The sequence below is a fragment of the Vibrio ichthyoenteri ATCC 700023 genome (genome assembly GCF_000222605.1).
Taxonomy (GTDB): Bacteria; Pseudomonadota; Gammaproteobacteria; order Enterobacterales; family Vibrionaceae; genus Vibrio; species Vibrio ichthyoenteri.
In genome coordinates, this window is record NZ_AFWF01000107.1 from 1 (window position 1) to 25,268 (window position 25,268).

The following is a 25,268-nucleotide window of genomic DNA, read 5'->3' on the forward strand; positions in this document are numbered from 1 at the left end:
GGCCTTTAACAGCGACTAGCTTTTGGTATCGTTGAATATGACAAAATTATTACGCTCCACCTTGGCTCGGTATAGCGGCAAAGCTCAAAAATATGACGCTGATTAAATTTTTGCTACAAAATAAAAAAGGTGATGATTCGAGATAAATGCATGGAAAGATCTGATTTGACTGTATTAAGTCCGGAGTTTTGGAATTATTTAGTCAGATTACGATACGTTTTCTAATTATCTAGCCATTTATTACGCAGCAAAAAAATAGTTACAGAATGTCATTTTGTATAAATATAACGCAATATGAGATCTAGATGAAGGAGTATGTTGATTTTTACGCTTAATGAAACGCTAGCTTGAAATGAAGAAATGAAGAAATGAAGAAATGAAGAAATGAAGAAATGAAGAAATGAAGAAGTAGGGAGGGGATTTGTGGTTTGGAATGTGTGTCGGTTTTATTTACCAAACTTAAGACGAAAAAAAACCGTATCTTGCGATACGGTTTTCTTAAAGTGGCTCCCCCTGCAAGACTTGAACTTGCGACATACGGATTAACAGTCCGCCGTTCTACCGACTGAACTAAGGGGGAATTATCTGTGTCATCTCTTGCGAGATAAGCACCAAATAATGGTGCCTCGAGGCGGAATCGAACCACCGACACGAGGATTTTCAATCCTCTGCTCTACCGACTGAGCTATCGAGGCAAAAGAATGGTGCCGACTACCGGAGTCGAACTGGTGACCTACTGATTACAAGTCAGTTGCTCTACCTACTGAGCTAAGTCGGCACACTAAATTCTTTGCTAACTCGTTGACGTCTAAGACACCAACAATCAAATTGTGGTGCCCGGAGGCGGAATCGAACCACCGACACGAGGATTTTCAATCCTCTGCTCTACCGACTGAGCTATCCGGGCAACGGAGCGTATTAAACGGATTTTCAGGTCATCCGTCAACGTGTTTTTGAAAATAATTTCAAAATAACGATTGTTTGCTCGGTTTTTGTGCGAAAGTCACCATTAGGTTTTACCAGGGTTAAAATCCTTTTTGAATTTTGTAACTTTTTCTAGGTAACGACGCGCTTCTGCTTTGGGATGTTTATTGGTTAGTGCCCAAAAAACTTGATTGGGTTGCAAAGAATTGATGTCGTTCATCGCTTGTTTTCGATTGCTGCGGTTAAAAGTGTTCAAAACGCCACCAGTTCCACCGTTGTAAGCGGAGATCATGGTGTACTCCAACGTCAATGGATGCTGCACATCTTTTAAATAACGATTTTTTAAGATGTAAAAATAAGCGGTTCCGGCATCGATATTGTTCTCTGGATTAAACAAATACTCAGGTGTGGGTTCACCAGAACGATTTTTGACTAATTTGAAAACATCGCGACCTGCTGTTTTTGGTACCACTTGCATCAAACCGTAAGCATTCGCCCAGCTAACCGCGTAGGGGTTGAAGCTGCTTTCGGTTTTGATGATGGCGTAAATCAAATCTTCTGGGATGTCGTATTTTTGCGACGCACGACGCACGATGTCGGCGTATTGGTAGCTGCGGATCTCTACTTGGTTTTCTACCAGAGGGATCTCAACGTAGTAGGCTTTTTTAAAATCGACATCTTTGACTTTAAGTTTGTTGGCTATCAGATAATCGGCGAAGCGATTGGCTCGCCAAGACCATTGAATCGCTTTGTTGTCTTGGTCAACCACTTGTTGATACAAGAATGGCCTACCTTCCAAAGTAATACTTTTTGACGAAAAGAGATCGACGTTAGCGGGATCGTCTGGAGTCAATAGTGTGGTCATAATGGCATTTTTTAGATGCTGTTTTGGGTCCGTCGGTGAAACGGTCTCAATGATGATGGTGCCTTTTTGAAAGTCTACTTCAGAGCGACTGAGGTAGTTATCGATGTATTTAACGTAGTTACTCTTGCCGGCTACTTTGATTTCACGACTACCCCAGCGTTTTTCGATGTTGCCGGAAAAACTATTAATTAACGCATCGAGTGCGGCAGTATCTTTTTGAAATTGACCAGGCAGTTGCGCGAGGTTTTTTGCAAAACGATTGGTGGGCTCGTAATCGACGTCGTAAAAGCTCTCAACGAATTCGCGACTGCAGCCAACCAGCATTAAGGCGGTAAAAAAGTAAACGAGTTTTCTCATGAGTATCCTAACTACAAATACAAAAATGACACCGCAGAAAACTGGGGTGTCATTGGACTTTTATTGGCTTAACGTTATTCGCTTGGTGGTGTGTAACCTTCAATATGAACGTCTTTACCTTCAAACAGGAAGTTAACCATTTCTGTTTCCAGTAGCTTGCGGTGCTCTGGGTCCATCATGTTCAGTTTCTTCTCATTGATTAACATGGTTTGCTTCTGTTGCCACTCAGACCATGCTTGTTTTGAGATATTGTCGAAAATTCTTTTGCCCAACTCACCTGGATACAGTTGGAAATCAAGACCTTCTGCATCTTGTTGTAGTCGAGCACAAAATACGGTGCGGCTCATAATAGATTCCTTTTGACTAATGAAGCTCATGCGGCAAGCTTTGCAGTAATAGTTTGACTGGTGCTGCAAGCCCCACTTCTTCTGGTTGAGATAAGTTATACCAAAGACCTTTGCTCGCTTCCATTATCACATCAGGCTGTTTTGATAGATCCAGCAAAATCGGCGTGATATCGAGGTGGTAATGGCTAAAGGTATGGCGAAAAGCGATCAATGTTTGTTGGCTTAGGATCTGATCAGGATCGATGTGGCGTAGATCTAACTGGTGATCAATCGCTGCATTATCGTGCTGAGGGAAACAAAATAAGCCACCCCAGATACCAGATTGCGGGCGCTGTTCGAGCCAGACTTGGCCCTGGTAGTGCAACATCACAAACCATGTTTCTTTAACGGGTTTTTCTTTTTCGGTTTTTTACCTGGATAATCGAGTGGGTTACCTTGTTTGTTAGCAAGGCACAATTTTTCAATCGGGCATAAGGTACACTTTGGCTTACTGCGGGTGCAGACCATTGCGCCCATATCCATCATCGCTTGATTGTATTTATCGGTATCTTGCTTCGGGGTGTGCTGCTCGGCGTATTGCCAGAGTTGGTTTTCAACCGTTTTTTGTCCCGGCCAGCCTTCTACCGCAAAGCTTCTCGCTAGAGTGCGCTTCACATTGCCATCTAAGATCGCATGCGGTTGTTTGTAAACGGATGACAGAATTGCGGCGGCGGTTGAGCGACCAATCCCCGGTAGTGCATTGAGCGCTTCGATATCGGTCGGGAACTTGCCGTGATAGTCGCTGGCGACGATTTGCGCCGCTTTATGCAGGTTACGAGCGCGCGCGTAGTAACCAAGGCCAGTCCATAGATGTAAGACTTCATCTTGTTCGGCATTAGCGAGTTCGATGACGGTTGGAAAGCGTGCCAGAAAGCGCTCAAAGTAGGGGATGACAGTGGCCACTTGAGTTTGTTGCAGCATGATCTCCGACAGCCAAACGCTGTAGGCAGTTTTGTTTTGTTGCCATGGAAGGTTTTTCCTTCCATAAGCGTCATACCATTGCAAAATGGCTTGGGCAAAAGGCGTCACGACGTGCTCATTTATTATTTATTCGATATTGGGCTAAAATTGCATCACAGATTGTGGGTAAAGTACAACCGATAAAGTATGTGGTTTTATTCGGAAATGCTTGCACCAATGGCGATTCTTTGGATAATCACAATCCCTTTGTATCGAGACCAATTTTTAAACAGGCAAAATCATGAGTGAAGTGACTACTAACGAATACAATGACGAAGGTAAGTTGATCCGCAGAATACGTAGCTTTGTGCGCCGTGAGGGTCGTCTAACCAAAGGTCAAGAAAGTGCAATGAAAGATTGCTGGCCAACCATGGGTATCGATTACCAAGATACGCTACTTGATTGGCAAGAAGTGTTCGGTAATGACAATCCTGTGGTATTGGAAATTGGTTTCGGTATGGGTGCGTCATTAGTTGAAATGGCAAAAAATGCCCCAGAGAAAAACTTCTTCGGTATCGAAGTGCACAGTCCTGGCGTTGGTGCCTGTCTATCTGATGCTCGCGAAGCGGGTATTACCAACTTACGCGTAATGTGTCACGACGCGGTTGAAGTGTTCGCTCACATGATCCCAGATAGCAGCTTAAGTACGCTACAACTGTTCTTCCCTGACCCTTGGCATAAGAAGCGTCACCACAAGCGTCGTATCGTTCAGCTTGATTTCGCAGAAATGGTGCGCCAAAAACTGAAATTAGAAGACGGTATCTTCCACATGGCAACGGACTGGGAGAACTACGCTGAGCACATGGTTGAAGTGATGAACCAAGCGCCAGGTTTTGCAAACATTGCCACAGATGGTGACTACATTCCTCGTCCGGATGAGCGACCACTGACTAAATTTGAAGCGCGCGGCCACCGTTTAGGCCATGGCGTTTGGGATATTAAATACAAACGCACTGCGTAATCCGTATTTAATTTCTCTCCATACCTAGCCTTGTTAGGTATAAGATATAGACAATAAGCCAACATTTCATGTTGGCTTTTTTGACCTTAAAATCCCCAAATTTTTGGGTTCATACAACAAGCATAAGCAGGTCATGATGAAACCAACCTATGAGATTCTGGCGGACATCTTGGAAGAAGTTCGTCCTTTAGTAGGACAAGGGAAAGTCGCAGATTACATTCCAGCATTGGCGAAAGTGCCGAATACCAAGCTCGGGATCGCGGTGTTTACCAACCAAGGTGAAGTGATTAAAGCGGGCGATGCCGATGAGGGATTTTCAATTCAATCCATCTCTAAAGCGCTCAGTTTAACGCTCGCAATGTCTCTCTATAAGCCCGAAGAAATTTGGACTCGTGTTGGTAAAGAACCGTCTGGCCAAGCGTTTAACTCGATGATTCAGTTAGAAATGGAGCAAGGTATCCCGCGTAATCCATTTATTAACGCGGGTGCGATCGTAGTAGCTGATATGCTGCATAGCCGCCTGTCTGCGCCCAGACAGCGTTTGTTGGATTTTGTACGTCAGTTATCAGGGGAAAGCCATATTGTTTACGACAAGGTCGTAGCGGCGTCAGAAATGATGCATAGCGATAGAAATGCCGCGATTGCGTATCTGATGCGTGCATTTGGTAACTTTGAGAACGAAGTGATTCCGGTTCTGAATAACTACTTCCATGCTTGTGCAATGAAAATGAGTTGTGTGGATCTGGCGAAAACCTTTAGTTATCTAGCCAACAAAGGGGTTTCGGTGCAAACCGGTAAACAAATCATTACGCCTATGCAAACCAAGCAATTGAATGCTTTGTTGGCGACTTGTGGTTTGTATGACGGCGCGGGTGAGTTCGCCTATCGAGTCGGTATGCCGGGTAAATCGGGTGTTGGTGGCGGTATTATTGCTATCGTTCCGGGTGAAATGACGATTGCAGTGTGGTCCCCAGAGCTGGACCCATCAGGAAATTCGTTGCCGGGCACTCAAGCCTTAGAATTGCTATCAGAGCGTATTGGTCGTTCGATCTTTTAATCAGGAAGATGCGAGAGTTTAGCACCGAGAACCGAGAACCGAGAATCGATCGCTGTGGGTTTTATTGAGTCGCATGAATAGCCAAAGGGTCAGCATTTGCTGACCCTTTTCGTATTTGAAATTGAGTTTTCGATTGAGGTTAAAACAATAATGTTTCAATTCCCGATGCGAAATTTTCACGTTCAATTCGTTTGGTTTTTTTACTCTTCTTCCGCCATAAACGCTTCCAATAGGTCATTTAAGAACAGTTTACCTTTCTCAGTGATCTGCCAATGCGTCTCGGTTTGCGACAGGTATTGCTGCTCTAGTGCCCAATCAATGGTGGATTGAATGGCGCTCAATGGTAAGCCTGTGGTATCGATAAAGTCTTGCTTGGGGCATGCCTCAATCAAGCGGAAGCGGTTCATAAAGAATTCAAACGGGCGATCTTCTACCGCCACTTCCACTTCATCACTCAAATAGGGTTTAACCATATTTTGGTATGCCGTGAGATAGCCGCGTGGATGCTTGACCTTGGTGGTGCGGATAATACGCCCATCACTAAAGCTCAATTTACCATGTGAACCACAACCGATGCCGAGGTAATCACCAAAACGCCAGTAATTAAGGTTGTGTTGGCACTGATAATCTACTTTGCTGTAGCCAGAGATTTCATACTGAACGTAACCCGCTGCCGTCAATTTTTGATGGCCTCGCTCAAAGATATCCCACAATTCATCATCATCAGGCAGCGTTGGCTGCTTGTAATAGAACATGGTGTTAGGCTCTATGGTCAGTTGATACCAAGAGAGGTGCGGTGGATTAAGAGCAATGGCTTGATCTAAATCGGCTAAAGCTTGTTCGATGGTTTGATCTGGCAGGCCGTGCATTAGATCGAGGTTGAAGCTGTTTAAACCGATCTGATGGGCTAACTTAGCCGCATTAAGCGCCTCTTGTTTACCGTGGATTCGCCCCAGACTGGTGAGCTTATCTTCAGCAAAGCTTTGTACACCAATCGAAATGCGCGTAACGCCAGCGGCTTTGTAACCGACAAAGCGTTCTGCTTCTACCGTTCCTGGGTTCGCTTCCATGGTAATTTCGATCCCGGCTTTAAATGGAATGCGCTGCTCAACCCCTTTGAGTAAGCGTTCGATACCTTGCGCTGAAATCAAACTTGGTGTGCCGCCGCCAATAAAGATCGAGTGTAATGGCCTTGGTACATCGTTAAGCTGATATTTACTGATGTCGCGATCCAAATCCTCGAGTAGTGCATTGATGTAGTGATCCTCCGGGATCTCTTCTTTCAGCGCATGGGAGTTGAAATCACAATAAGGGCATTTTTGTACACACCACGGGATATGGATGTATAAGCTCAGTGCTGGTGGAATTAGCTGCATAACTTAGTGTTGCTCAGATAACGCAGCAAAGAGTTTTTGCAATGCTTTTGAACGATGTGAAAGCTGCTTTTTACGCGTCGGTTCAAGCTCGGCAGATGAGCAATCGTCTTCAGGAACATAGAAAATCGGATCGTAGCCAAAGCCATTTTCACCTTGTGCTTCCGTCAGGATACGACCTTCCCATTTGCCATGGCAAACGATCGGTGTTGGATCGGCGGCATGGCGCATAAAGACTAAAACACAGTGAAAACGTGCAGTGCGCTGTTCTTCAGGTGCATCAACCATCGCTTTAAGTAGTTTGTCGATGTTGTCTTGATCACTCGCACCTTCGCCGGCGTAACGCGCGGAGTAGATACCAGGTGCTCCTTGAAGAAAATCAACCTCAAGGCCAGAATCATCAGCAATTGCGGCAAGACCGGTTTCAGCTGCCGCATGACGAGCTTTAATGATCGCATTTTCGATAAAGGTGGTGCCGGTTTCGTCTGCCTCAACGACATTAAATTCGCTTTGAGCAAACACGTCAAAACCAAAGTCAGCCAATAGATCGGCCATCTCGCGTACCTTACCTTGGTTACCTGTCGCTAATACAATCTTGCTCATGCTCTGTCCTACTTACTCTTCAACATAAAATTTTTGGGTGAACTTTAAAGTGCCTTTGCCTTTATTGCCAGCGTCGATATCGATATTGAAGCGAATATTTTCTTCATCGCTGATGGCAAACTCCGCCAGATAGTAGATCGCATCACCTTCTGTCACTTTTCTAAAGTTTAGCTCGCGAGTTTGGCCGATTAAATTTTTTACGCTTCCTTTTAACTCACCGTTGATGGCTGGCTTACCGAGTTGCGAACGGTCGAGTAGGCTGATATTTAAAATAGCAGAATAGCCACTGCGTTTTAGCTGATAGCTGCGAGCAACTTGTGGGGTAAGAAAGGTAGAATTGAAGGCTGAGTAGTGTACTTCTACATCTTTGATCGTAGTAAATTGCCCAGCAATTGCAGGCATCGATAAGACGCTAGCAAGCAATACGATGAGGTATTTTTTCATTAATGGTGCTCCCAAGATAAATAAAAAGCCATCATAAGATGGCTTCAATTTCAGTAGGGATCTGGCTTGGCGTAGCGATGCGTACTTGCTTGTGCCGCCCGAGTTCGCCTTTTTCAATCTTGACCAATCCCTTAGCCACTTTAAATTGTTTTGCCAAATACTTAGTTAAATGTGCATTGGCTTTGCCATCGACTGGCGGTGCTGTAATGGCGATTTTGACTTCTTCACCATGCAAGCCGACGATTTTATCGCGACTGGCTTTGGGTTGAATGTAAAGGCGAAGCACAATGTCTTCACCTTCTTTCCAAACCGCTACAGACACTATAGTTGGTACCAAATAGGACCAATAATGTCACCCATAAGGAAGTTGGCAAATTGCAGCACGATGAACAGTACTAATACGCTTAGGTCGAAACCACCCATTTCAGGAAGAATGCGACGAATAGGCGCTAGCATTGGTTCAGTTAATTGATGAAATACATACTCAACAGGGCTGCGACCTTGGCTTACCCAGCTTAGAATCGCGCGCAGTAGTAGTACCCAGAATAACAATCCGCCCGCGGCTTTCACCAGTGATAATGCACCGAGGAAGAGGAAGTCAGCGCTGAAGGCGACAGAGCCATTAGAGGCGACTAAAATAACCGCGACAAATTTCACCACACATAGCACGTAAGCAAATAGTACGGTTGATAGGTCAATGCTGCCAACCGAAGGGATCACGCGGCGCAGTGGGCCAACAACCGGTTGGGTTGCTTTAACAATAAATTGTGAGAATGGATTGTAAAAATCGGCACGTGTTGCTTGTAGCCAAAGACGCAAAAGAACCACCATGATGTACAAATCAAACACGGTAGAAATTAAGAAACTGAGTGAACTCATAGGTTGCCCTTAAATCAATCGAGCCTAGTTGGCTCTGCTTATTAAAATAGTTTTTCCATTTCTTGAGCGCGAATAACCGCAGCTTGCATTGCTTTAGCTACGATATCCGATAATTGGTGCTCATTGAAAGTACGAATTGCTTCAGCGGTAGTGCCGCCTTTTGATGTCACTTGTTCACGCAACGTTGAAAGTTCAATTTGTGGATTAGCAATCACCATTTCGGCTGCGCCTAGTGCTGACTGTTGGACTAATAGACGAGCGGTCTCATTGTCAAAACCTTGTGCGATCGCTTCAGCTTGCATCGCTTCCATAAATAAGAAGAAGTAAGCCGGCGCACTGCCTGCAGCAGAGATAACATTGTTGATGCCAGACTCTTGCTCAACCCAACAGACTTTACCTACCGCGCCCATAAGGTCTGCAGCAAATTGACGATCTTGTGCTGATACATTTGCTGGTGCGTAAAGTCCACTCATGCCTTGGCTGACTAGCGCTGGGGTATTTGGCATTACGCGCACCAAGCTCAGCTCTGCCGCAAACATCGAGTTTAGACGCTCGGCGCTGATCCCTGCCGCGATCGAAATAACCAATTTGTGAGAGAAATCGACACCTTGCATACCTTGGCCTACGATTTCCATAAGTTGTGGTTTAACCGCCAGTACCACTACATCGGCTTGTTGTGCGGCAATCGCATTATCCGCTTCGGTATTGATACCATATTGGTTAGAAAGAAAATCACGTTGCTCTTGATTGGGATCGGTTGCGGTGATCAAGTTGGCAGGGTAGCCACTTGCCACTAAGCCGGCAATGATAGAGCGCGCCATATTCCCTGCGCCGATAAAGGTGATTTTCTTGTGTTCCATGATGACTTCCTAAATGGGTAATAGTGTTATTGGTTATTGTTGGTCATTCGTTACGGTTTATTGGTGTAATCACGCTCGCCGAAAATAGCGGTGCCAATTCGTACCATAGTACTGCCGGCTTCAATCGCCGCTTCCATATCGCCACTCATTCCCATTGAAAGGGTATCGAGATTAAGCTCAGGGTGACGTTCAGCCAAAGTATTCTTCAGTGCCGCGAGTTGTTTGAACGCATGCAATTGTGATGAGTAGTCAGGCACATCGGCCGGAATCGACATCAGCCCTCTTAACGTGAGGTTGGGAAGAGAAGAAATCAATGCAGCTAACTCAAACACTTGATGTTCATCAATGCCCGATTTGCTGCTTTCACCACTGGTGTTGACTTGAATCAGTACTTGCAGAGGAGGCAACTGGCTTGGACGTTGGTCATTTAAACGTTGGGCAATTTTAGCGCGATCGACGGTATGTACCCAGGCAAAGTTTTCTGCCACTGGGCGCGTTTTATTGGACTGAATGGGTCCAATAAAGTGCCATTCGATCTCTAGGCTAGGATGCTGTTCAGAAAAATATGTTACTTTATCAACGCCTTCTTGAACGTAGTTTTCACCAAACATCTGTTGCCCCGCAAGGGCTGCATCAAGGATTGCTTGATTAGGTTTGGTTTTACTTACTGCGAGAAGTTGCACTGACTCTTGAGCGCGGCCACATTTTTGCTGTGCACTAGAGATCTGTAAGGTGATCTGTTCAATGTTTTGTTGAATACTACTCATAGCCTACTTTACTAAGGAATTTAAATGGATATCGCTGAGTTACTGGATTTTAGTGTAAAACATAATGCGTCAGATCTACATCTTTCTGCAGGTGTTTCTCCGATGGTACGAATTGATGGTGAAGTTCGAAAGCTGGGAATCCCTGCTTTCAGCCACGCCGACGTGCATCGTTTAATCTTTGATGTGATGAATGATGCTCAGCGTAGCGAATTTGAACAACACTTAGAAGTTGATTTTTCATTCGAATTGCCAGATGTCGGTCGGTTTCGTGTTAATGCCTTTAACCAAGCTCGTGGCAGCGCGGCGGTATTCCGCACCATCCCGACCACGATTCCAAGCTTAGAGCAACTTGATGCTCCCGAGATTTTCGAAAAAATCGTTAATCTTGAAAAGGGTTTAGTATTGGTTACTGGGCCTACGGGTTCGGGCAAGTCGACCACATTGGCGGCCATGGTTGATTACATCAATAAAAATCATAACAAGCACATTCTAACCATCGAAGACCCGATTGAATTTGTGCACACCAATCAAAAATGCTTAGTTAACCAACGTGAGGTACATCGGGATACGCACAGTTTTAAAGCGGCGCTGCGCAGTGCATTGCGTGAGGACCCTGATGTCATCTTAGTCGGTGAGTTGCGTGATCAAGAAACCATTAGCTTAGCGCTAACGGCGGCAGAAACTGGCCACTTGGTGTTTGGTACGCTGCATACCAGTTCGGCGGCAAAAACCATTGACCGTATTATCGATGTTTTCCCCGGTAGTGACAAAGGCATGGTGCGCTCAATGTTATCCGAATCACTGCGTTCGGTGATTGCGCAAAAACTCTTGAAGCGTATTGGTGGGGGCCGTGTTGCCTGCCATGAAATAATGATGGCGACACCAGCTATTCGTAACTTGATTCGTGAAGATAAGGTCGCGCAAATGTATTCCGTGATCCAAACTGGTGCAGCTCAAGGGATGCAAACCATGGAGCAAAACGCCAAGCTTTTGATTGCTAAAGGTCTGGTTGAGCCACAGGAAGTGGAACAAAAAATTGGCTCGTTAGATTATTAAGGGAGCACGATAATGATGGATGCTTTCCTACAAGGAATGAGTAAGCAAAAAGCGTCAGACTTGTATGTAACGGTTGGTGCTCCGGTACTTTATCGTGTTGATGGTGAGTTGCAGGCCCAAGGTGAGAAGCTTGATAGAGCAAGAGGTGTTTGCGTTATTGAGCTCGCTTATGGATAGCGAGCGTTTGACGGAGTTCAAACGTAGCCGTGAAGCCAACTTTGCCGTAGTACGAGAGTATGGTCGATTTCGTGTGTCGGCTTTTTTCCAGCGTGAGCTTCCTGGTGCGGTTATTCGCCGCATCGAAACCACGATACCAACCTTCGAAGAACTCAATTTACCTACGGTATTACAAGACTTGTCGACTGCGAAGCGAGGCTTGGTGTTGGTAGTAGGGGCAACCGGCTCAGGTAAATCGACCACGATGGCTGCGATGACGGGATTTCGTAACCAACATCGAACTGGGCATATCCTCACAGTGGAAGACCCAATTGAGTTTGTTCATGAACATCAGCGTTGTATCGTTACTCAGCGTGAAGTGGGGTTAGATACGGAAAGCTACGAAGTGGCGCTTAAAAACTCTCTACGCCAAGCACCGGATATGATTTTGATTGGCGAGATCCGTAGTCGCGAAACCATGGAATACACGATGGCTTTTGCTGAAACGGGTCATCTATGTATGGCGACCTTACACGCGAATAATGCCAATCAGGCACTAGAGCGCATTTTGCATCTAGTACCAAAAGAGAAGAAAGAGCAGTTCTTATTTGATTTGTCGATGAATCTCAAAGGCGTGGTTGGGCAGCAATTGTTGCGTGACAAAGAGGGGCTGGGCCGACATGGCGTTTTTGAAGTTTTACTCAATAGCCCTCGCATTGCGGATTTGATCCGTCGTGGGGAACTCCATGAAGTGAAAGCGACTATGGCGAAATCCCAACAAGTTGGTATGCAGACGTTTGATCAGGCTTTATTCCAGCTTGTGACGGAGGGGAAAATCAGTGAGGAAGATGCGTTGCATAGTGCTGATTCGGCCAATGATTTACGCATTATGCTCAAAACGCAACGTGGCGATTCTGTTTCTAATGGCTCTCTTGCGGATATCAGCATCGATATGGATTGATTTTGTTGGGACACAGAAAAGAAAACCGAGCATCACGCTCGGTTTTTTGCATCTAAAGATAGATTATTTTTCAAAAAGCTCTTGATGGAGTTTTTGTATTGCTTGGCGAGAGACTGATTCATGCAGCAAGAAACATAAGTTGTGCGGGCTTGCGCCATAGCAGATCATACGCAAGTTGAAGTCTTCCAGAGTACCGAATACTTGTTTTGCGTAGCCACGGCTTTCACTCATGTTGTTACCAATTAGCGCAACCAAGCACAGGTTGTGCTCCACTTCTACGGTACATAAAGCTTCAAGCTCTTCACGGGCAGCACTTGGCAATTGTGGCGCGCCGCCGGCGGTCCCGGTTTGGTCTAACGTCAGTGAAACACTGATTTCAGAGGTGGTGATCAAATCAACGGAAACTTTATGCTTGGCGAGGATTTCAAACACTTTAGCCAGAAAGCCATAAGCATGGAACATGTTGGCACTGTGCAGCGTAACCATCGTTTGGTTGCAGCGTAGTGCCAACGCGCGGAATAGTGGTGAGCTTTGCACTTGGTGACGAATCCAAGTACCACCTTTCTCGGGCTCTTTTGATGAACCGACAAAAACCGGAATATCATGACGCAATGCCGGAACTAATGTCGATGGATGCAAAATTTTTGCACCGAAGTTGGCCATTTCAGAGGCTTCACTAAAGCTAATCTCAGGGATTGGTGAGGCTTTTTCTGCAATACGAGGATCGGTGGTGTAAATACCCGGAACATCTGTCCAGATCTCTAATCCCTCTGCTTTGACCGCTTCAGCAATCAATGCAGCACTATAGTCACTGCCGCCACGGCCTAACGTGGTGGTGTTGCCTTGTTCGTCAGAACCGATAAAGCCTTGTGTGATAACAACAGACTTTTGGCATAGTGGAATAAGCTGCTGGGTTGCCAGCTCAGAGGTTTGTTTTACATCCGGCTCCGCTTTACCGAAGGTGCTATCGGTACGCAGAACTTGGCGAATATCAAAGCGTACGGCATTGATACCGCGTTCTCTCATCAGCTGTGCCAAGAGGTGGGTTGACATTAGCTCACCACACGCAACTAGGTGATCGGTGAGTTTGTCAGTCGCTTGAATAGAAGCCGCCTCCGCAAGGCTAGTGACGGTATCCAGAATCTTGTAAATTTCAGCGGCGGTGTTGTTGCTGTCTTCAAGCTTGCCGAGAACGGCTTCATGAATATCTGCAATTTGGCTGAGAACTTGATTGCGTTGTTGTTGATCTTGTACGCCGTTAGCGAGTTCAACCAATAAATTGGTTACGCCAGAGCAAGCGCTACTGACGACTAATCGGGTGCTTGGATTGTTTTCAATGATGGCCGCACAACGGCTCATAGCTTCAAAATTTGCGACACTAGTACCGCCAAATTTGGCGACATTAAAAGAGCTCACAGTGTTTCTCCCACGACTTCCTAAATTGTTGTTGGTGTTGCCAACGTCCGATGTTTTACGTTTGATAAATCAAACAAGAAGAGAGTTTTTTTGAGCGGTATAAAGAGGTAAGTTATTGTTGCTAATAGTTCACCTCAGAAGCGCTTCATCAGGCTGTGCTGATGACAATTGATGAGAATCAACTCAAGTCAACCGACTGCTCTAATCCGACAACTTAGCGCAATCTCGGCACTGCTCTCCCTTCAATGAATCGTATCGGAGTTGTGGCTCCACGATGCATCTACCTAGGCAGCGCTCCTCTTCTGTGACTAAATATTGAACGTTTTTATGTGATCAAAGTCAATTGAAAATTTACAAATATAACAAAATTGTTGCTATCTAGACTTACGGCCAATTGTTGTTAGTAGGTTATTGCTCTATGGTGGATTAAGTGGAGATGAACACTTAACTCAGCAAGGAGCGATCATGACCATAACCAGCTTTATTCCGCCACACCGAATCTTAATGGGCCCGGGCCCTTCCGATATTTCACCACAAGTTCTGCAAGCGTTGAGCCGCCCAACGGTCGGTCATTTAGACCCGCTTTTTATCGCCATGATGGATGAACTAAAGCAGTTACTAAAGTATGCCTTTCAAACCGAAAATGAATTTACCATTGCGCTTTCGGCTCCGGGAAGTGCCGGAATGGAAGCTTGCTTTGTTAATCTCATTGAAGCGGGCGATAAAGTAATTGTGTGCCGCAATGGGGTGTTCGGTGAGCGAATGCGAGAAAACGTGATTCGCGCAGGTGGTGAAGCGATTGTGATCGATGATGAGTGGGGATGCCCTGTGTCTGTCGACAAAGTTAAGCAAGCACTGGTGGATCATCCGGATACCAAAATTGTTGCCTTTGTGCATGCCGAAACGTCCACAGGAGCGCTCTCAGATGCGCAAGCGTTAGGGGCGCTAGCAAAACAACATGGTGCTCTGACGATTGTTGATGCCGTAACCTCACTCGGTGGTGTGCCATTAAAAGTGGATGAGTGGCAGTTAGATGCCGTTTATTCAGGCAGCCAGAAATGTCTCTCTTGTACGCCGGGCTTATCACCATTGACCTTTTCCGCCAAAGCGATTGAAAAAATACAGGGTCGTACCACGCCTGTGCAGAGTTGGTTTCTCGATCAAAGTTTAGTGCTGGGTTATTGGAGTGGTGAAGGCAAACGTAGCTACCACCATACTGCGCCTGTGAATAGCTTGTATGCGTTGCATGAAGCCTTAGTTATGTTGCAGCAAGAGGGGTTAGAGAACGCTTGGCATCGTCATCAAGTGATGCATGACAAACTCAAAGTTGGCCTGGAAAGATTGGGATTTGAATTTGTGGTTGAACAAGCTTACCGATTGCCACAACTCAATGCTGTTTATGTGCCTGAAGGGATTGATGAAGCCAAGGTGCGGAGCCATCTGCTGGAGATCTACAATTTAGAAATTGGGGCTGGTCTTGGAATGTTAGCTGGCAAGGCGTGGCGAATTGGTTTGATGGGCTACGGCGCAAGACAAGAAAATATAGCGCTTTGTCTAAGGGCATTAGAAGAGTCTATTACTCAATAATATTGAACTATATTTGTAGAAAAGGCGGCTTTTAGGCCGCCTTATTTTATTGCGCTGCTGAGGGCTTTAATGCGTCAATATCGGGAGCGATATATTGCACCTTATCGAAGTCTCGATTAGGAAAAAGAAACTTCGCTTCGCTGCGGATCTGCTCAGCTTTTTGTGTTTCGTCTAAACCTTGATAAGCCAAGATCAAGTTGTTGTAAAACGCCGGACGTGGTTTGTGTTTTATGATCTGTAAAGACCAATCAATATAGGGCTGAATGTATTGAGGGTTTTGGGTTATTAGGCCGATATTGAGGTAAGTATTGTAAACATCCCAATCATAGCGATCTTTCCATACAACCGGATTGGTCACTCGATTTAGGATTTCTGGATCTTTCGGACTCGATTTCTCAAATTGAGTCAGTACATAGTTGGTATGCAGTGAACTGAGCATGTACGCACCAAGCGTAATTGGCACCACTAAACTCATAATTCTAAGTAAGGTCTTAGTGATACGACTGAATGAAGCGGAGCGGTAGGAGTTTGTTCGCTGATCAATCCAATACAGCAGAATGATGAAGGTTATCCAATGGATAATGGCATGATAGAAAGGGTACTCCAATTGACTGTGCAGAACGATAGGCACAAATAGGCCAAACATCGCTAATCGGGTGCCTTTTTTACATTGGTAGATGCGAATTAAGACAAACAGTGCTGCTAAAATAATGGCTAAAACCGGCAGTAGCCCACCTTCGACTGCCCAATACAAAATTTCGTTGTGTGGGTGATCAAGTGCTGGTAACCCAACATGGTAATCGTCATTAAGTTGATGCTGACGAGCGGTATATAACATGTAATCCGCTTCAAAATCGCCATAGCCATAGCCGGTAAATGGTTTTTCGATAAACATGTCCAGCGCTTGTGGGAACATATAGCTGCGTGGACTTTCTAGATTGGCTTTGGCTGCGACGAGATCAGCGTTGCCTGAGGTTTGCATTAGAGGCGCAAGAAGGCCGGCGAGTACACCTATGACAACCGATAGACACCAGCCAATCACTCGCTTGTGTGTTGCAAAACGATATAAGTATGGCAGCACGAATGCAACCGCCACTATGCTGCCCAGCCAGCCGGTACGAGAGGCAAGAACAATTAATAGTGGAATGGTTAGAGCTGGCATGATGTAGAGTAAGCTAACATCACTCAACTTGCGCTGATATTTGGTCGGTTGACGAGCAAGTAAGTAGCCGGAAATCGCTAAACCTGTCGCGAGAAAACTGGCCATGACATTTGGCTGTTGAAAAATGCCATAAGGGCGATTCTGTACCGTGTTGTAACCAAGAATGTTGCCCGGCTCTAACAGTAAATATTGTACCCAACCGAGTAGCGCTTCAATCGCGACCGCAATGACAATAAACCACAATAAGCGTTGCTTTTGACGATTACTAAAGCGAAATTGTTGCAAGATAACAAACAACAAAAAACCAAACCACAAGCCAGAAAGACGATTAATAGCAAGCAATGGCTCGGAGTTGGGATAGAGGATTGGCGCGGTTAGCATCAAGCAGCATATAAACAGTACGATGGTTAATTTGTTATAGCGAATCGCTCCTGCGCTGCCGATTTGATAGAGGCCAATCGCAATACTAAAGCCTAGTGCCAGCCATGTTGTTGCATTGAATGATAAGGCCAACCCAGAACCGCCTGGATTAGGCATAAAAAAGTGCATGGCAACAATGAAAATAAGCCCTATAGAGGCTAAAAAGGGGCGGATGAGTGGCAGTCTTGGCGCAAGAGGCTCAAGCTGCGTTCCGGTTACATGTATGGTTGCCATATAGCAGTCACTTCTACAAAAACAAAACCAGCTTATGATACGCTGGTTTCTAAACGCTGTTGACCTTTTGAGCGGATTTTTGCAGCGTTTGTGGGTTATTTATACTAAGGAAAGGTGATGAAATTGCTCTAACCCTAGTGAATAAAGCGCTGACGTCGCAAAAAATCCTTCAAGTCGATTATTTCAACATACCTTTCAGGAATCGTGCAGTATGTGAACCTTTGACCTTGACGACATCTTCCGGCGTACCTTGAGCGATAATCTCACCGCCACCTTGGCCACCTTCAGGCCCCAAATCAATCACCCAATCGGCCGTTTTAACCACATCCAAGTTATGCTCGATTACGACAACGGTATTGCCGTGATCACGTAAGCGATGCAGCACGGTCAGCAATTGTTGAATGTCGTGGAAGTGCAAACCGGTGGTTGGCTCATCTAAGATGTACAAGGTTTTACCTGTGTCTCGCTTTGACAATTCACGAGCTAGCTTGACGCGTTGTGCTTCACCGCCTGATAGTGTTGTTGCTGCTTGGCCAAGACGAATATAAGAAAGGCCAACATCAATCAGTGTTTGTAGTTTGCGTGCAATCACAGGAACAGGATCAAAAAATTGGCGAGCATCTTCGACCGTCAGTTCTAGCACTTCATCAATGCTTTTTCCTTTATAGCGTACATCGAGAGTTTCTCGGTTGTAGCGCTTGCCTTTACAGGCATCACAAGGCACATAAACATCCGGCAAGAAATGCATTTCTACTTTGATTACGCCATCACCCTGACAAGCTTCACATCGACCGCCACGTACGTTAAAGCTAAAGCGGCCCGGTTTATAACCACGGGTACGAGATTCTTGAGTACCAGAGAATAGCTCACGAATCGGGGTGAAAATCCCGGTATAAGTCGCTGGGTTTGAGCGTGGAGTGCGACCGATTGGGCTTTGATCAATGTCGATCACTTTATCGAAATGCTCTAAGCCTTTAATTTTTTTAAATGGCGCAGGGACTGCAGTGGTCGCCCCATTCAATTGTGTATGGGCGATCTTAAAGAAAGTGTCGTTAATTAAAGTTGATTTTCCTGAACCCGAAACACCGGTAATACAGCTAAACAGCCCCACAGGGATTGTCAGATCTACCTCTTTTAAGTTATTGCCTGATGCGCCAACTAACTCAACGACTTTTTTCTTGTCAAACGGCGTGCGAACCTGAGGGATCTCGATTTTCTTGGCGCCAGAAAGGTATTGGCCGGTTAATGATTCTGGCTCAGCTAGAATATCCGCCATCGTGCCTTGAGCAACCACTTGGCCACCATGTACACCAGCCCCAGGACCAATATCAATCACGTGATCGGCGCTGCGGATAGCATCTTCATCATGCTCAACAACCAGTACGGTATTGCCTAAATCACGCAAATGCACCAATGTTTTTAACAGACGTTCATTGTCTCGTTGATGCAAGCCAATGGAGGGCTCATCGAGTACATACATTACCCCCACTAAACCTGCGCCGATTTGGCTAGCAAGCCGAATGCGTTGTGCTTCACCACCTGACAAGGTTTCTGCACTGCGCGATAGGTTAAGATAATTAAGACCGACGTTGACGAGAAACTCAAGGCGGTCGTTAATCTCTTTCATTACCTTTTCAGCAATCTTAGCGCGTTGCCCTTCCAATTTGAGTTGAGCAAAGAAGGTCAGCGCATCAGCAATGCTGAGTTCGACAATTTCTGGCAATGCGGTATCACCAATAAATACATTACGCGCTTCAAGGCGTAAGCGGCTGCCGTCGCAACTTGAACAGCATTTCGTCGCAATATATTTGGCGAGATCTTCACGAACAGAGTTAGATTCTGTATCGCGGTAGCGACGCTCTAATGTATTGAGAATGCCTTCAAAAGGATGACGTTTTACGCGGATATCGCCACGATCGTTGATGTAATTGAACTCAACTTCAGTGCGACCAGAGCCGGTTAAAATCACTGATTGGATCTTTTTCGGGAGCTGATTAAATGGCTGGTGGAGATCAAAGTCATAATGTTTCGCCAGCGAGCTGAGCATTTGAAAATAATAATAGTTCTTCTGATCCCATCCTCGTATTGCTCCTTGAGCTAGGCTTAGCGATTCATCTTGAATCACGCGTGCAGGATCAAAATATTGTTGTACGCCTAGGCCATCACACGTTCCACAAGCACCAGCAGGGTTATTAAACGAGAACAGGCGAGGCTCTAGTTCTTGCATGCTATAGGCACAATGTGGGCAGGCAAAGTTGGCTGAGAATACCGTTTCCTCACCGTCCCCTTCCATTGGGGCGACGATGGCAATACCACCAGACAGCTCTAAAGTCGTTTCAAAGGATTCAGCCAGACGTTGCTGTAAGTCTTCACGGACTTTAAAACGGTCCACAACCACTTCAATGGTGTGCTTTTTATGTAACTCTAGTGGTGGTGGATCGCTTAAGTCGCAGGTTTCCCCATCGATTCGAGCGCGAATAAATCCTTGCGCGGCTAAGTTCTCTAACGTCTTAACGTGTTCACCTTTACGCTCTTTTACGATGGGTGCCAACAGCATCATTTTTGAACCCGCAGGGAGCTCAAGCACCTTGTCGACCATTTGTGAAATGGTTTGTGCCGTGAGTGGCTCTTTATGAGTAGGGCAGCGAGGCTCACCAACACGAGCGTAAAGCAAGCGCAAATAATCATAGACCTCGGTAATTGTCCCTACGGTTGAGCGTGGATTATGCGAGGTGGATTTTTGTTCGATAGAAATAGCGGGTGAGAGCCCTTCAATATGATCAACATCTGGCTTTTCCATCAACGACAGAAATTGACGAGCGTATGCCGAGAGTGATTCGACATAACGGCGTTGACCTTCAGCGTAGAGGGTATCAAATGCCAAAGATGACTTCCCTGAGCCAGATAAACCGGTAATGACAGTCAGTTTATCGCGTGGGATAGTCAGATTGATATTTTTGAGATTGTGGGTGCGGGCTCCGCGAACTTCTATCTTATCCATTATTATCGCTCTGTATGGGGAAGAGTATTAAGGCTGACTAAGCTCACAAATTAATGTTGTGTGCAGTTTGTCTTAGTATTGCACAGCGGAAGAAATGTTCAAAGAAGATACTGGATAAAAAAACAGTAACAAAAAAGGCAGCCGTAGTGGCTGCCTAAAAGAGAATCTTGAGTGGTAAAGCTTAAGCTTGTTTGGCGGTCGCTTTCTTACCTAATTCAGTTTTCTTGCTGTCTTTGAGGTACATGTTCTCAAAGCAGTAGTTAGTCGCTTCGATGTAGCCTTCAACGCTACCGCAATCAAAGCGCTGACCTTTAAATTTGTACGCTAAGACACAACCAGATTTAGCTTGTTTAAGCAGGGCATCAGTAATTTGAATCTCGCCACCTTTACCAGGTTCGGTATTTTCAATTAACTCAAAAATATCAGGCGTTAAAATGTAGCGACCGATAATCGCAAGATTACTTGGCGCCGTACCTGGTTCTGGTTTTTCAACCATGTCATCAACGCGGTAGATGTCATCTTTAATCATCTCACCAGAGATCACACCGTATTTGTGTGTTTCATCTTCAGGGACTTCTTGTACAGCGACGATTGAGCAACGGAACTGTTTAAACAGCGTTACCATTTGCTCCAGAACACCTTGTTGCTCATTAACACAAAGGTCATCGGCAAGCACCACGGCAAAAGGTTCATCACCGATGAGTTCACGGCCAGTCAAAATGGCATGGCCTAAGCCTTTCATTTCACGTTGGCGAGTGTAGGTGAAGGTTGCCGAGTCGATGATATCGCGGATATCAACCAACAATTCTTCTTTGTTAGTGCCGCTAATCTGATGCTCTAGCTCATAGTTCTTATCAAAGTGATCCATGATTGAGTGTTTGCCACGGCCAGTAACAATACACATGCCGTCCATGCCAGCTTGGATCGCTTCTTCCACACCGTATTCAATCAATGGTTTATTTACCACTGGCATCATTTCTTTTGGCATTGATTTAGTGGCTGGAAGAAAACGCGTGCCATAACCAGCCGCTGGAAATAGGCATTTTTTGATCATGATAAAACCCTTTATCTATCTGATGTATTTAATAAGTTGGCGACAAGATAACACGCTTTTACCAGGAGATAATCAATCCTTTCGTGCAAAAGTTGATTTTTTAGCCCTTGCTTTATTTTTAAGACATTAAGTGCTGTTTTGCCCACGATGTTGCCTGTATACGATTTTTCACCGATAGCTTTTTGAATATTTGGTATAAGTGGGATTTGACGGTGAACTCACTAATAAACAAGTCTTCGGCGATTTGATTATTGGATGCGCCGGTTTTTAGGCTGCGTAAAATCTGAATCTCGCGCGTAGTGAGATCAACCGTGGCTGGTGAGGTTTGGCTATCAAAGATATGGCGATAGTAATGTAATAACTGAGCCGCCACTTTTCTTGGTAGCCAATTATGGCTATTGATCACTTCACCACAGCCAAATGCGACATCATTAAGATCGTCGTTACGATAAAAAAGCGCTTTTAGATTGCCAAAGCTGAGCAGTTCATCTGTGGTGAGTCGTTTCTCAACGTTAAAAATAATCGTTTCAAAAATTTTATTTGAAAGCGGTAGGTTACGAATACTGCTGTTGAGAGTCTGATAATTATTGTGATCGATAAGCAGGATCTTATGTTTATGTTGCTGCATTGCCAGCATGCAGTCTTGTGGTTCCATTCTCGGTATCGGTAAACCAAGGGTTGCTTCAATACGATCTACAATTGGGTAGTGAGCGTGTTTATTTTCACATAGGAAATAGATGGTTCTTGTGTAGATGTTCTTAGCCATAGGATTTTCTCGTTGTTAAGGTTTGTATTTATTAGTTATTTTTAATCTATCCTGTCTCATTTGCCCTGAAAGAGCGATTGGTGGTCAATAACAACTGCATCATGTTTCATATTTGATAAGTGATTTATCTTTATCTCATTGAAAATGGGCGAAGAGAAGATGAGTAAGTATTGAATTCTGGGACGAGTAACAGAAAAGTTGTTTAGTGGTAGGACATCAAGAGTTGTTTGTAGCGTAACTAGGGTGTTATTCTTGTGCGCTATTAAATTTAAGAAATTCTATCTAGACGGAGCGAAACATGGCTAGCCGTGGAGTAAACAAAGTAATCTTGGTCGGTAACTTGGGCGCAGATCCTGAAGTTCGTTACATGCCTAGTGGCGGTGCAGTAGCAAATATTACAGTGGCTACTTCTGAGTCATGGCGTGATAAAGCTACCGGTGAACAGCGTGAAAAAACAGAGTGGCACCGTGTTGCGCTGTTTGGCAAACTAGCGGAAGTAGCTGGTGAGTACCTACGTAAAGGCTCTCAAGTTTACGTTGAAGGTCAACTACAAACGCGTAAATGGCAAAACCAGCAAGGCCAAGATCAGTACACAACAGAAGTTGTTGTTCAAGGCTTTAATGGCGTAATGCAAATGCTAGGCGGCCGTCAAGGCGGTCAAGGTGCCCCTATGGGTGGTCAGCCTCAGCAGCAGCAACAACAGCAGCAACAAGGTTGGGGTCAGCCACAACAACCTGCAATGCAGCAGCAATCACACCAGCCGCAGCAACAACAACCTCAGCAACAGCAGCCTCAATACAATGAGCCGCCAATGGATTTTGACGACGACATCCCGTTTTAATCTATCCAAACTGAAAAAAAGCCGCGAATGTCGCGGCTTTTTTATATAGTAATCTTTGCTTTAGCTCCTAAGGATAGGGAGTTCTCGTGCCAGATGATTGCTTTTGACGTAGTATGTGGGCTCTCATTCTGTATAGATGACACTCTCAGGTGAAGGGAATCCATTATTTATGAGGTATACGCCTACCTTAAAATTGAGCACACGTTTGGTGGCTTTTGTCACTATGATCGTGATCTGCGCGATGTTTATCCTCTTTCTCGGAGGCACATTATCTTTTCGCAGCTTAGGCCATGAATATCTCGATCACTCTCTCAATGGCATTGTTGAAGTGGTTGATAAAGAAATGGAAGATCCTGACGCCGCTTATTCGATGCAGCGCTGGATGCCGAAAATGCTGCAAGCGTCAAATATCGTTGAGATGGAACTCTCTTCGCAAGCTGGCGTAATCTATCGCTATAAAGACACCTCTAATACCTTTGATCCTTCGTTGCTTTATCGAGTGGAATATCAACTCGAGCGCAATAATGGTTATAAGATTCGCTTTATTGCTATTCCTCCTTATCTTGGCTACGGCTACTCAATGCAGGCCTTATGGTCGATCACGGTTGCGGTGATGCTGATTATTTTTGGCTTAATGCAAGGGGTGAAATGGCTCAAGTTACAGTTACTCGGCTCAGAGTTACTTGAAGAGCGGGGGCGAATGATATTGGCTGGTCGAGTGGAAGAGTTTGCCAAGGGCGATCTCAAAGAGTGGCCTTACACTGCCAGTGAAGCGTTGGATCGCTTAATTGAAGAGCTGCAGGATGCACGACAAGAACGCAGCCGCTTTGATACTTTCATTCGAACCCAGACTTTTCTTGATCAATTGACAGGCACCGCCAATCGAGTGCTGTTTGACAGCAAATTGGAATCGGCTTTATCTGAAAGCGGTTCACATGGCGGCGTGTTATTGCTTCGTATTGACGATTGGGATCAGGTTGAAGAAGAAAGCAGCAAACAGCAGGCGAATGAATTTATTGTCGCTGTTGGTGAAGCGATCAGCAAAATAATATTGCGTTATCCCGATGTCATTTTATCGCGTTATTATAACGCCGATTTTGCGATCTTCGCGCCAAACTTAAGTAGTAAAGAAGTCTCTAGCATCGCGATAAACAGCTTGAAGCAGTTGAGCAAGCTTGATTTACCTATGCCATTGGATCGAGACAACTGGTGCCATATCGGCGTGAGCATGTTCCAAGAAGGAGAGCGGCAGGGCAAGATCATGGATGAAGCGGAGACCGCATTGAAGAGTGCTCATCTTCAGCAAGTGAATACTTGGAGTCGTTTCAATAAGCTTTCTACTCAGCGAGATGAACGCGGTAGCGTGCGCTGGCGTACCTTGTTTGACAAAGAACTAACGCCAGAAAAAGTCTACTTGTTTTCGCAGCCATGTTACCTGTTGAACTCACAGCAAGAAACAGAGCTCAATCACTATGAGTTATTTGTGCGTATTAACGATCCAGAAAAAGGGTTGATTAAGGCGTCACGTTTTAATTCTGCAATTGAGTCGGTTGGTTACGAAAGTCTTTTAGATCGCTCAGTTTTTTTGGCGGTCGTCAGATTTTTGAAAGCGTCAAAAAATAGTTTATGTTATTCTGTAAACCTTCATGTGACTCCCTTTTCAGATCGAAAGTACTTTCGTTGGTTTAGGGATGAGTTATTACAATTACCCGCAGAATCGAGACATCAGCTCTATTTTGAGTTCGCCGAAGCGCGTTTAGTGAAACATATTGACTATATGCGACCTGTGATCAAGATGTTAACCGGCTTAGGTTGTAAAGTAATCGTAGGGCAAGCTGGTCGCTCTATTGTGAGCACTCACTATTTAAAAGATTTAGCGATTGATTATTTGAAGTTGCACCGCAGCTTGATTAAGCAAATTGATCAAAGACATGAAAATCAATTGTTTGTACGCAGCCTCTTAGGGGCATGTGAAGGATTAAAAACGCAAGTCATTGCTGTTGGTGTCGACCAAAAGCAAGAGTACAAAACCATTTTAGAGCTTGGTGTTCAAGGGGTTCAAGGCCGTTATTTTTCGGCCGAGCAACAACTGATACCGGAACAGCAAGCGGAGCAAATCATACAGTCCAAATCCAATGTTCAAGTTGGACGACGTAACCGTTGGCGAAGAAGTTAAGT

At 45.1% G+C, this 25,268-nt stretch carries 20 protein-coding genes, 4 tRNA genes, 2 pseudogenes and 1 riboswitch; of the genes and pseudogenes, 7 read left to right on the forward strand and 19 right to left on the reverse strand.

Annotated features, from left to right (window positions below; all coding sequences use genetic code 11):
• Positions 1–504 precede the first annotated feature (504 nt).
• The 7 genes and pseudogenes from RH85_RS09020 to mutY form a co-directional block, all read right to left on the reverse strand.
• Positions 505–580, reverse strand: a tRNA-Asn gene (locus tag RH85_RS09020).
• Between the two features lie 39 nt (positions 581–619).
• A tRNA-Phe gene (locus RH85_RS09025) sits at positions 620–695 on the reverse strand.
• 7 nt (positions 696–702) lie between these two features.
• Positions 703–778 (reverse strand) — tRNA-Thr (locus RH85_RS09030).
• Positions 779–831: 53 nt separating this feature from the next.
• Positions 832–907, reverse strand: a tRNA-Phe gene (locus RH85_RS09035).
• Between the two features lie 102 nt (positions 908–1,009).
• Positions 1,010–2,146 carry a membrane-bound lytic murein transglycosylase MltC gene (gene mltC, locus RH85_RS09040; RefSeq protein ID WP_006711918.1) on the reverse strand — a complete coding sequence of 379 codons (1,137 nt, stop codon included), beginning with the start codon at positions 2,144–2,146 and terminating at the stop codon, positions 1,010–1,012.
• Positions 2,147–2,220: 74 nt separating this feature from the next.
• Positions 2,221–2,493, reverse strand: coding sequence for an oxidative damage protection protein (locus RH85_RS09045; RefSeq protein ID WP_006711919.1), 273 nt, complete (start codon positions 2,491–2,493; stop codon positions 2,221–2,223).
• 16 nt (positions 2,494–2,509) lie between these two features.
• Positions 2,510–3,561, reverse strand: a pseudogene (mutY, locus tag RH85_RS09050) (A/G-specific adenine glycosylase).
• Positions 3,562–3,733: 172 nt separating this feature from the next.
• On the opposite strand from mutY, the gene trmB reads away from it, so the two are divergent.
• On the forward strand, positions 3,734–4,453 hold the full coding sequence (gene trmB, locus RH85_RS09055; RefSeq protein WP_006711920.1) for a tRNA (guanosine(46)-N7)-methyltransferase TrmB: 720 nt from the start codon (positions 3,734–3,736) through the stop codon (positions 4,451–4,453).
• 136 nt (positions 4,454–4,589) lie between these two features.
• Positions 4,590–5,510, forward strand: a complete 921-nt coding sequence (gene glsB, locus RH85_RS09060) for a glutaminase B (RefSeq protein WP_006711921.1) — start codon at positions 4,590–4,592, stop codon at positions 5,508–5,510.
• 200 nt (positions 5,511–5,710) lie between these two features.
• Here glsB and hemW read toward each other — a convergent pair whose 3' ends face one another.
• Genes hemW through RH85_RS09095 form a run of 7 tightly spaced genes read right to left on the reverse strand, consistent with a single transcriptional unit; the run spans position 5,711 to position 10,436 of the window.
• Complete coding sequence (gene hemW / locus RH85_RS09065) at positions 5,711–6,886, reverse strand: radical SAM family heme chaperone HemW (protein ID WP_006711922.1); 1,176 nt, start codon at positions 6,884–6,886, stop codon at positions 5,711–5,713.
• Positions 6,887–6,889: 3 nt separating this feature from the next.
• Positions 6,890–7,486: an XTP/dITP diphosphatase gene (locus tag RH85_RS09070; protein WP_006711923.1), complete on the reverse strand. Its 597-nt coding sequence runs from the start codon at positions 7,484–7,486 to the stop codon at positions 6,890–6,892.
• Positions 7,487–7,498: 12 nt separating this feature from the next.
• Positions 7,499–7,930, reverse strand: a complete 432-nt coding sequence (locus RH85_RS09075; RefSeq protein ID WP_006711924.1) for a DUF4426 domain-containing protein — start codon at positions 7,928–7,930, stop codon at positions 7,499–7,501.
• A gap of 31 nt (positions 7,931–7,961) precedes the next feature.
• The gene (yggU, locus tag RH85_RS09080) at positions 7,962–8,252 is read right to left on the reverse strand and encodes a DUF167 family protein YggU (protein ID WP_006711925.1); all 291 of its coding nucleotides are present in this window, start codon (positions 8,250–8,252) and stop codon (positions 7,962–7,964) included.
• Positions 8,252–8,809, reverse strand: a complete 558-nt coding sequence (locus RH85_RS09085) for a YggT family protein (protein ID WP_006711926.1) — start codon at positions 8,807–8,809, stop codon at positions 8,252–8,254. Before RH85_RS09085 ends, yggU begins: the two co-directional genes overlap by 1 nt.
• Positions 8,810–8,850: 41 nt before the next feature.
• The gene (gene proC / locus RH85_RS09090; protein WP_006711927.1) at positions 8,851–9,669 is read right to left on the reverse strand and encodes a pyrroline-5-carboxylate reductase; all 819 of its coding nucleotides are present in this window, start codon (positions 9,667–9,669) and stop codon (positions 8,851–8,853) included.
• Positions 9,670–9,719: 50 nt separating this feature from the next.
• Positions 9,720–10,436, reverse strand: coding sequence for a YggS family pyridoxal phosphate-dependent enzyme (locus RH85_RS09095; protein ID WP_006711928.1), 717 nt, complete (start codon positions 10,434–10,436; stop codon positions 9,720–9,722).
• A 24-nt stretch (positions 10,437–10,460) separates the two neighbouring features.
• On the opposite strand from RH85_RS09095, the gene RH85_RS09100 reads away from it, so the two are divergent.
• Both RH85_RS09100 and RH85_RS09105 read left to right on the forward strand, forming a co-directional pair.
• Complete coding sequence (locus tag RH85_RS09100; protein WP_006711929.1) at positions 10,461–11,492, forward strand: type IV pilus twitching motility protein PilT; 1,032 nt, start codon at positions 10,461–10,463, stop codon at positions 11,490–11,492.
• Positions 11,493–11,501: 9 nt separating this feature from the next.
• A pseudogene (locus tag RH85_RS09105) lies at positions 11,502–12,609 on the forward strand (PilT/PilU family type 4a pilus ATPase).
• 63 nt (positions 12,610–12,672) lie between these two features.
• On the opposite strand, the gene lysC reads toward RH85_RS09105, so the two are convergent.
• Positions 12,673–14,025, reverse strand: coding sequence for a lysine-sensitive aspartokinase 3 (lysC, locus tag RH85_RS09110; RefSeq protein WP_006711930.1), 1,353 nt, complete (start codon positions 14,023–14,025; stop codon positions 12,673–12,675).
• 130 nt (positions 14,026–14,155) lie between these two features.
• Positions 14,156–14,335: riboswitch (Lysine riboswitch) on the reverse strand.
• A gap of 155 nt (positions 14,336–14,490) precedes the next feature.
• On the opposite strand from lysC, the gene RH85_RS09115 reads away from it, so the two are divergent.
• Positions 14,491–15,612, forward strand: coding sequence for a pyridoxal-phosphate-dependent aminotransferase family protein (locus RH85_RS09115; protein WP_006711931.1), 1,122 nt, complete (start codon positions 14,491–14,493; stop codon positions 15,610–15,612).
• Between the two features lie 46 nt (positions 15,613–15,658).
• Here RH85_RS09115 and RH85_RS09120 read toward each other — a convergent pair whose 3' ends face one another.
• From RH85_RS09120 to RH85_RS09135, 4 genes are all read right to left on the reverse strand, one after another.
• Positions 15,659–17,428 (reverse strand): PglL family O-oligosaccharyltransferase, encoded by a 1,770-nt coding sequence (locus RH85_RS09120; protein ID WP_006711932.1) that lies wholly within the window; start codon positions 17,426–17,428, stop codon positions 15,659–15,661.
• Between the two features lie 178 nt (positions 17,429–17,606).
• Positions 17,607–20,429: an excinuclease ABC subunit UvrA gene (gene uvrA / locus RH85_RS09125; RefSeq protein ID WP_006711933.1), complete on the reverse strand. Its 2,823-nt coding sequence runs from the start codon at positions 20,427–20,429 to the stop codon at positions 17,607–17,609.
• Positions 20,430–20,610: 181 nt separating this feature from the next.
• Positions 20,611–21,483 carry a UTP--glucose-1-phosphate uridylyltransferase GalU gene (galU, locus tag RH85_RS09130; RefSeq protein WP_006711934.1) on the reverse strand — a complete coding sequence of 291 codons (873 nt, stop codon included), beginning with the start codon at positions 21,481–21,483 and terminating at the stop codon, positions 20,611–20,613.
• Between the two features lie 118 nt (positions 21,484–21,601).
• The gene (locus tag RH85_RS09135; protein ID WP_006711935.1) at positions 21,602–22,249 is read right to left on the reverse strand and encodes a LuxR C-terminal-related transcriptional regulator; all 648 of its coding nucleotides are present in this window, start codon (positions 22,247–22,249) and stop codon (positions 21,602–21,604) included.
• A gap of 298 nt (positions 22,250–22,547) precedes the next feature.
• Here RH85_RS09135 and RH85_RS09140 point away from each other — a divergent pair, with 298 nt between their 5' ends.
• Together RH85_RS09140 and csrD are read left to right on the forward strand one after the other, a co-directional pair.
• A complete protein-coding gene (locus RH85_RS09140; protein WP_006711936.1) occupies positions 22,548–23,090 on the forward strand; it encodes a single-stranded DNA-binding protein in 543 nt (180 codons plus the stop codon).
• Between the two features lie 169 nt (positions 23,091–23,259).
• Complete coding sequence (gene csrD, locus RH85_RS09145; RefSeq protein WP_006711937.1) at positions 23,260–25,266, forward strand: RNase E specificity factor CsrD; 2,007 nt, start codon at positions 23,260–23,262, stop codon at positions 25,264–25,266.
• Positions 25,267–25,268: the final 2 nt, after the last annotated feature.

What these genes read in the sequence shown, in the direction of transcription:
- mltC (WP_006711918.1), bottom strand. Translation starts at nt 2,146, where the DNA reads ATGAGAAAACTCGTTTACTTTTTTACCGCCTTAATGCTGGTTGGCTGC.
- RH85_RS09045 (WP_006711919.1), bottom strand. Translation starts at nt 2,493, where the DNA reads ATGAGCCGCACCGTATTTTGTGCTCGACTACAACAAGATGCAGAAGGT.
- trmB (WP_006711920.1), top strand. Translation starts at nt 3,734, where the DNA reads ATGAGTGAAGTGACTACTAACGAATACAATGACGAAGGTAAGTTGATC.
- glsB (WP_006711921.1), top strand. Translation starts at nt 4,590, where the DNA reads ATGAAACCAACCTATGAGATTCTGGCGGACATCTTGGAAGAAGTTCGT.
- hemW (WP_006711922.1), bottom strand. Translation starts at nt 6,886, where the DNA reads ATGCAGCTAATTCCACCAGCACTGAGCTTATACATCCATATCCCGTGG.
- RH85_RS09070 (WP_006711923.1), bottom strand. Translation starts at nt 7,486, where the DNA reads ATGAGCAAGATTGTATTAGCGACAGGTAACCAAGGTAAGGTACGCGAG.
- RH85_RS09075 (WP_006711924.1), bottom strand. Translation starts at nt 7,930, where the DNA reads ATGAAAAAATACCTCATCGTATTGCTTGCTAGCGTCTTATCGATGCCT.
- RH85_RS09085 (WP_006711926.1), bottom strand. Translation starts at nt 8,809, where the DNA reads ATGAGTTCACTCAGTTTCTTAATTTCTACCGTGTTTGATTTGTACATC.
- proC (WP_006711927.1), bottom strand. Translation starts at nt 9,669, where the DNA reads ATGGAACACAAGAAAATCACCTTTATCGGCGCAGGGAATATGGCGCGC.
- RH85_RS09095 (WP_006711928.1), bottom strand. Translation starts at nt 10,436, where the DNA reads ATGAGTAGTATTCAACAAAACATTGAACAGATCACCTTACAGATCTCT.
- RH85_RS09100 (WP_006711929.1), top strand. Translation starts at nt 10,461, where the DNA reads ATGGATATCGCTGAGTTACTGGATTTTAGTGTAAAACATAATGCGTCA.
- RH85_RS09115 (WP_006711931.1), top strand. Translation starts at nt 14,491, where the DNA reads ATGACCATAACCAGCTTTATTCCGCCACACCGAATCTTAATGGGCCCG.
- RH85_RS09120 (WP_006711932.1), bottom strand. Translation starts at nt 17,428, where the DNA reads ATGGCAACCATACATGTAACCGGAACGCAGCTTGAGCCTCTTGCGCCA.
- uvrA (WP_006711933.1), bottom strand. Translation starts at nt 20,429, where the DNA reads ATGGATAAGATAGAAGTTCGCGGAGCCCGCACCCACAATCTCAAAAAT.
- galU (WP_006711934.1), bottom strand. Translation starts at nt 21,483, where the DNA reads ATGATCAAAAAATGCCTATTTCCAGCGGCTGGTTATGGCACGCGTTTT.
- RH85_RS09135 (WP_006711935.1), bottom strand. Translation starts at nt 22,249, where the DNA reads ATGGCTAAGAACATCTACACAAGAACCATCTATTTCCTATGTGAAAAT.
- RH85_RS09140 (WP_006711936.1), top strand. Translation starts at nt 22,548, where the DNA reads ATGGCTAGCCGTGGAGTAAACAAAGTAATCTTGGTCGGTAACTTGGGC.
- csrD (WP_006711937.1), top strand. Translation starts at nt 23,260, where the DNA reads ATGAGGTATACGCCTACCTTAAAATTGAGCACACGTTTGGTGGCTTTT.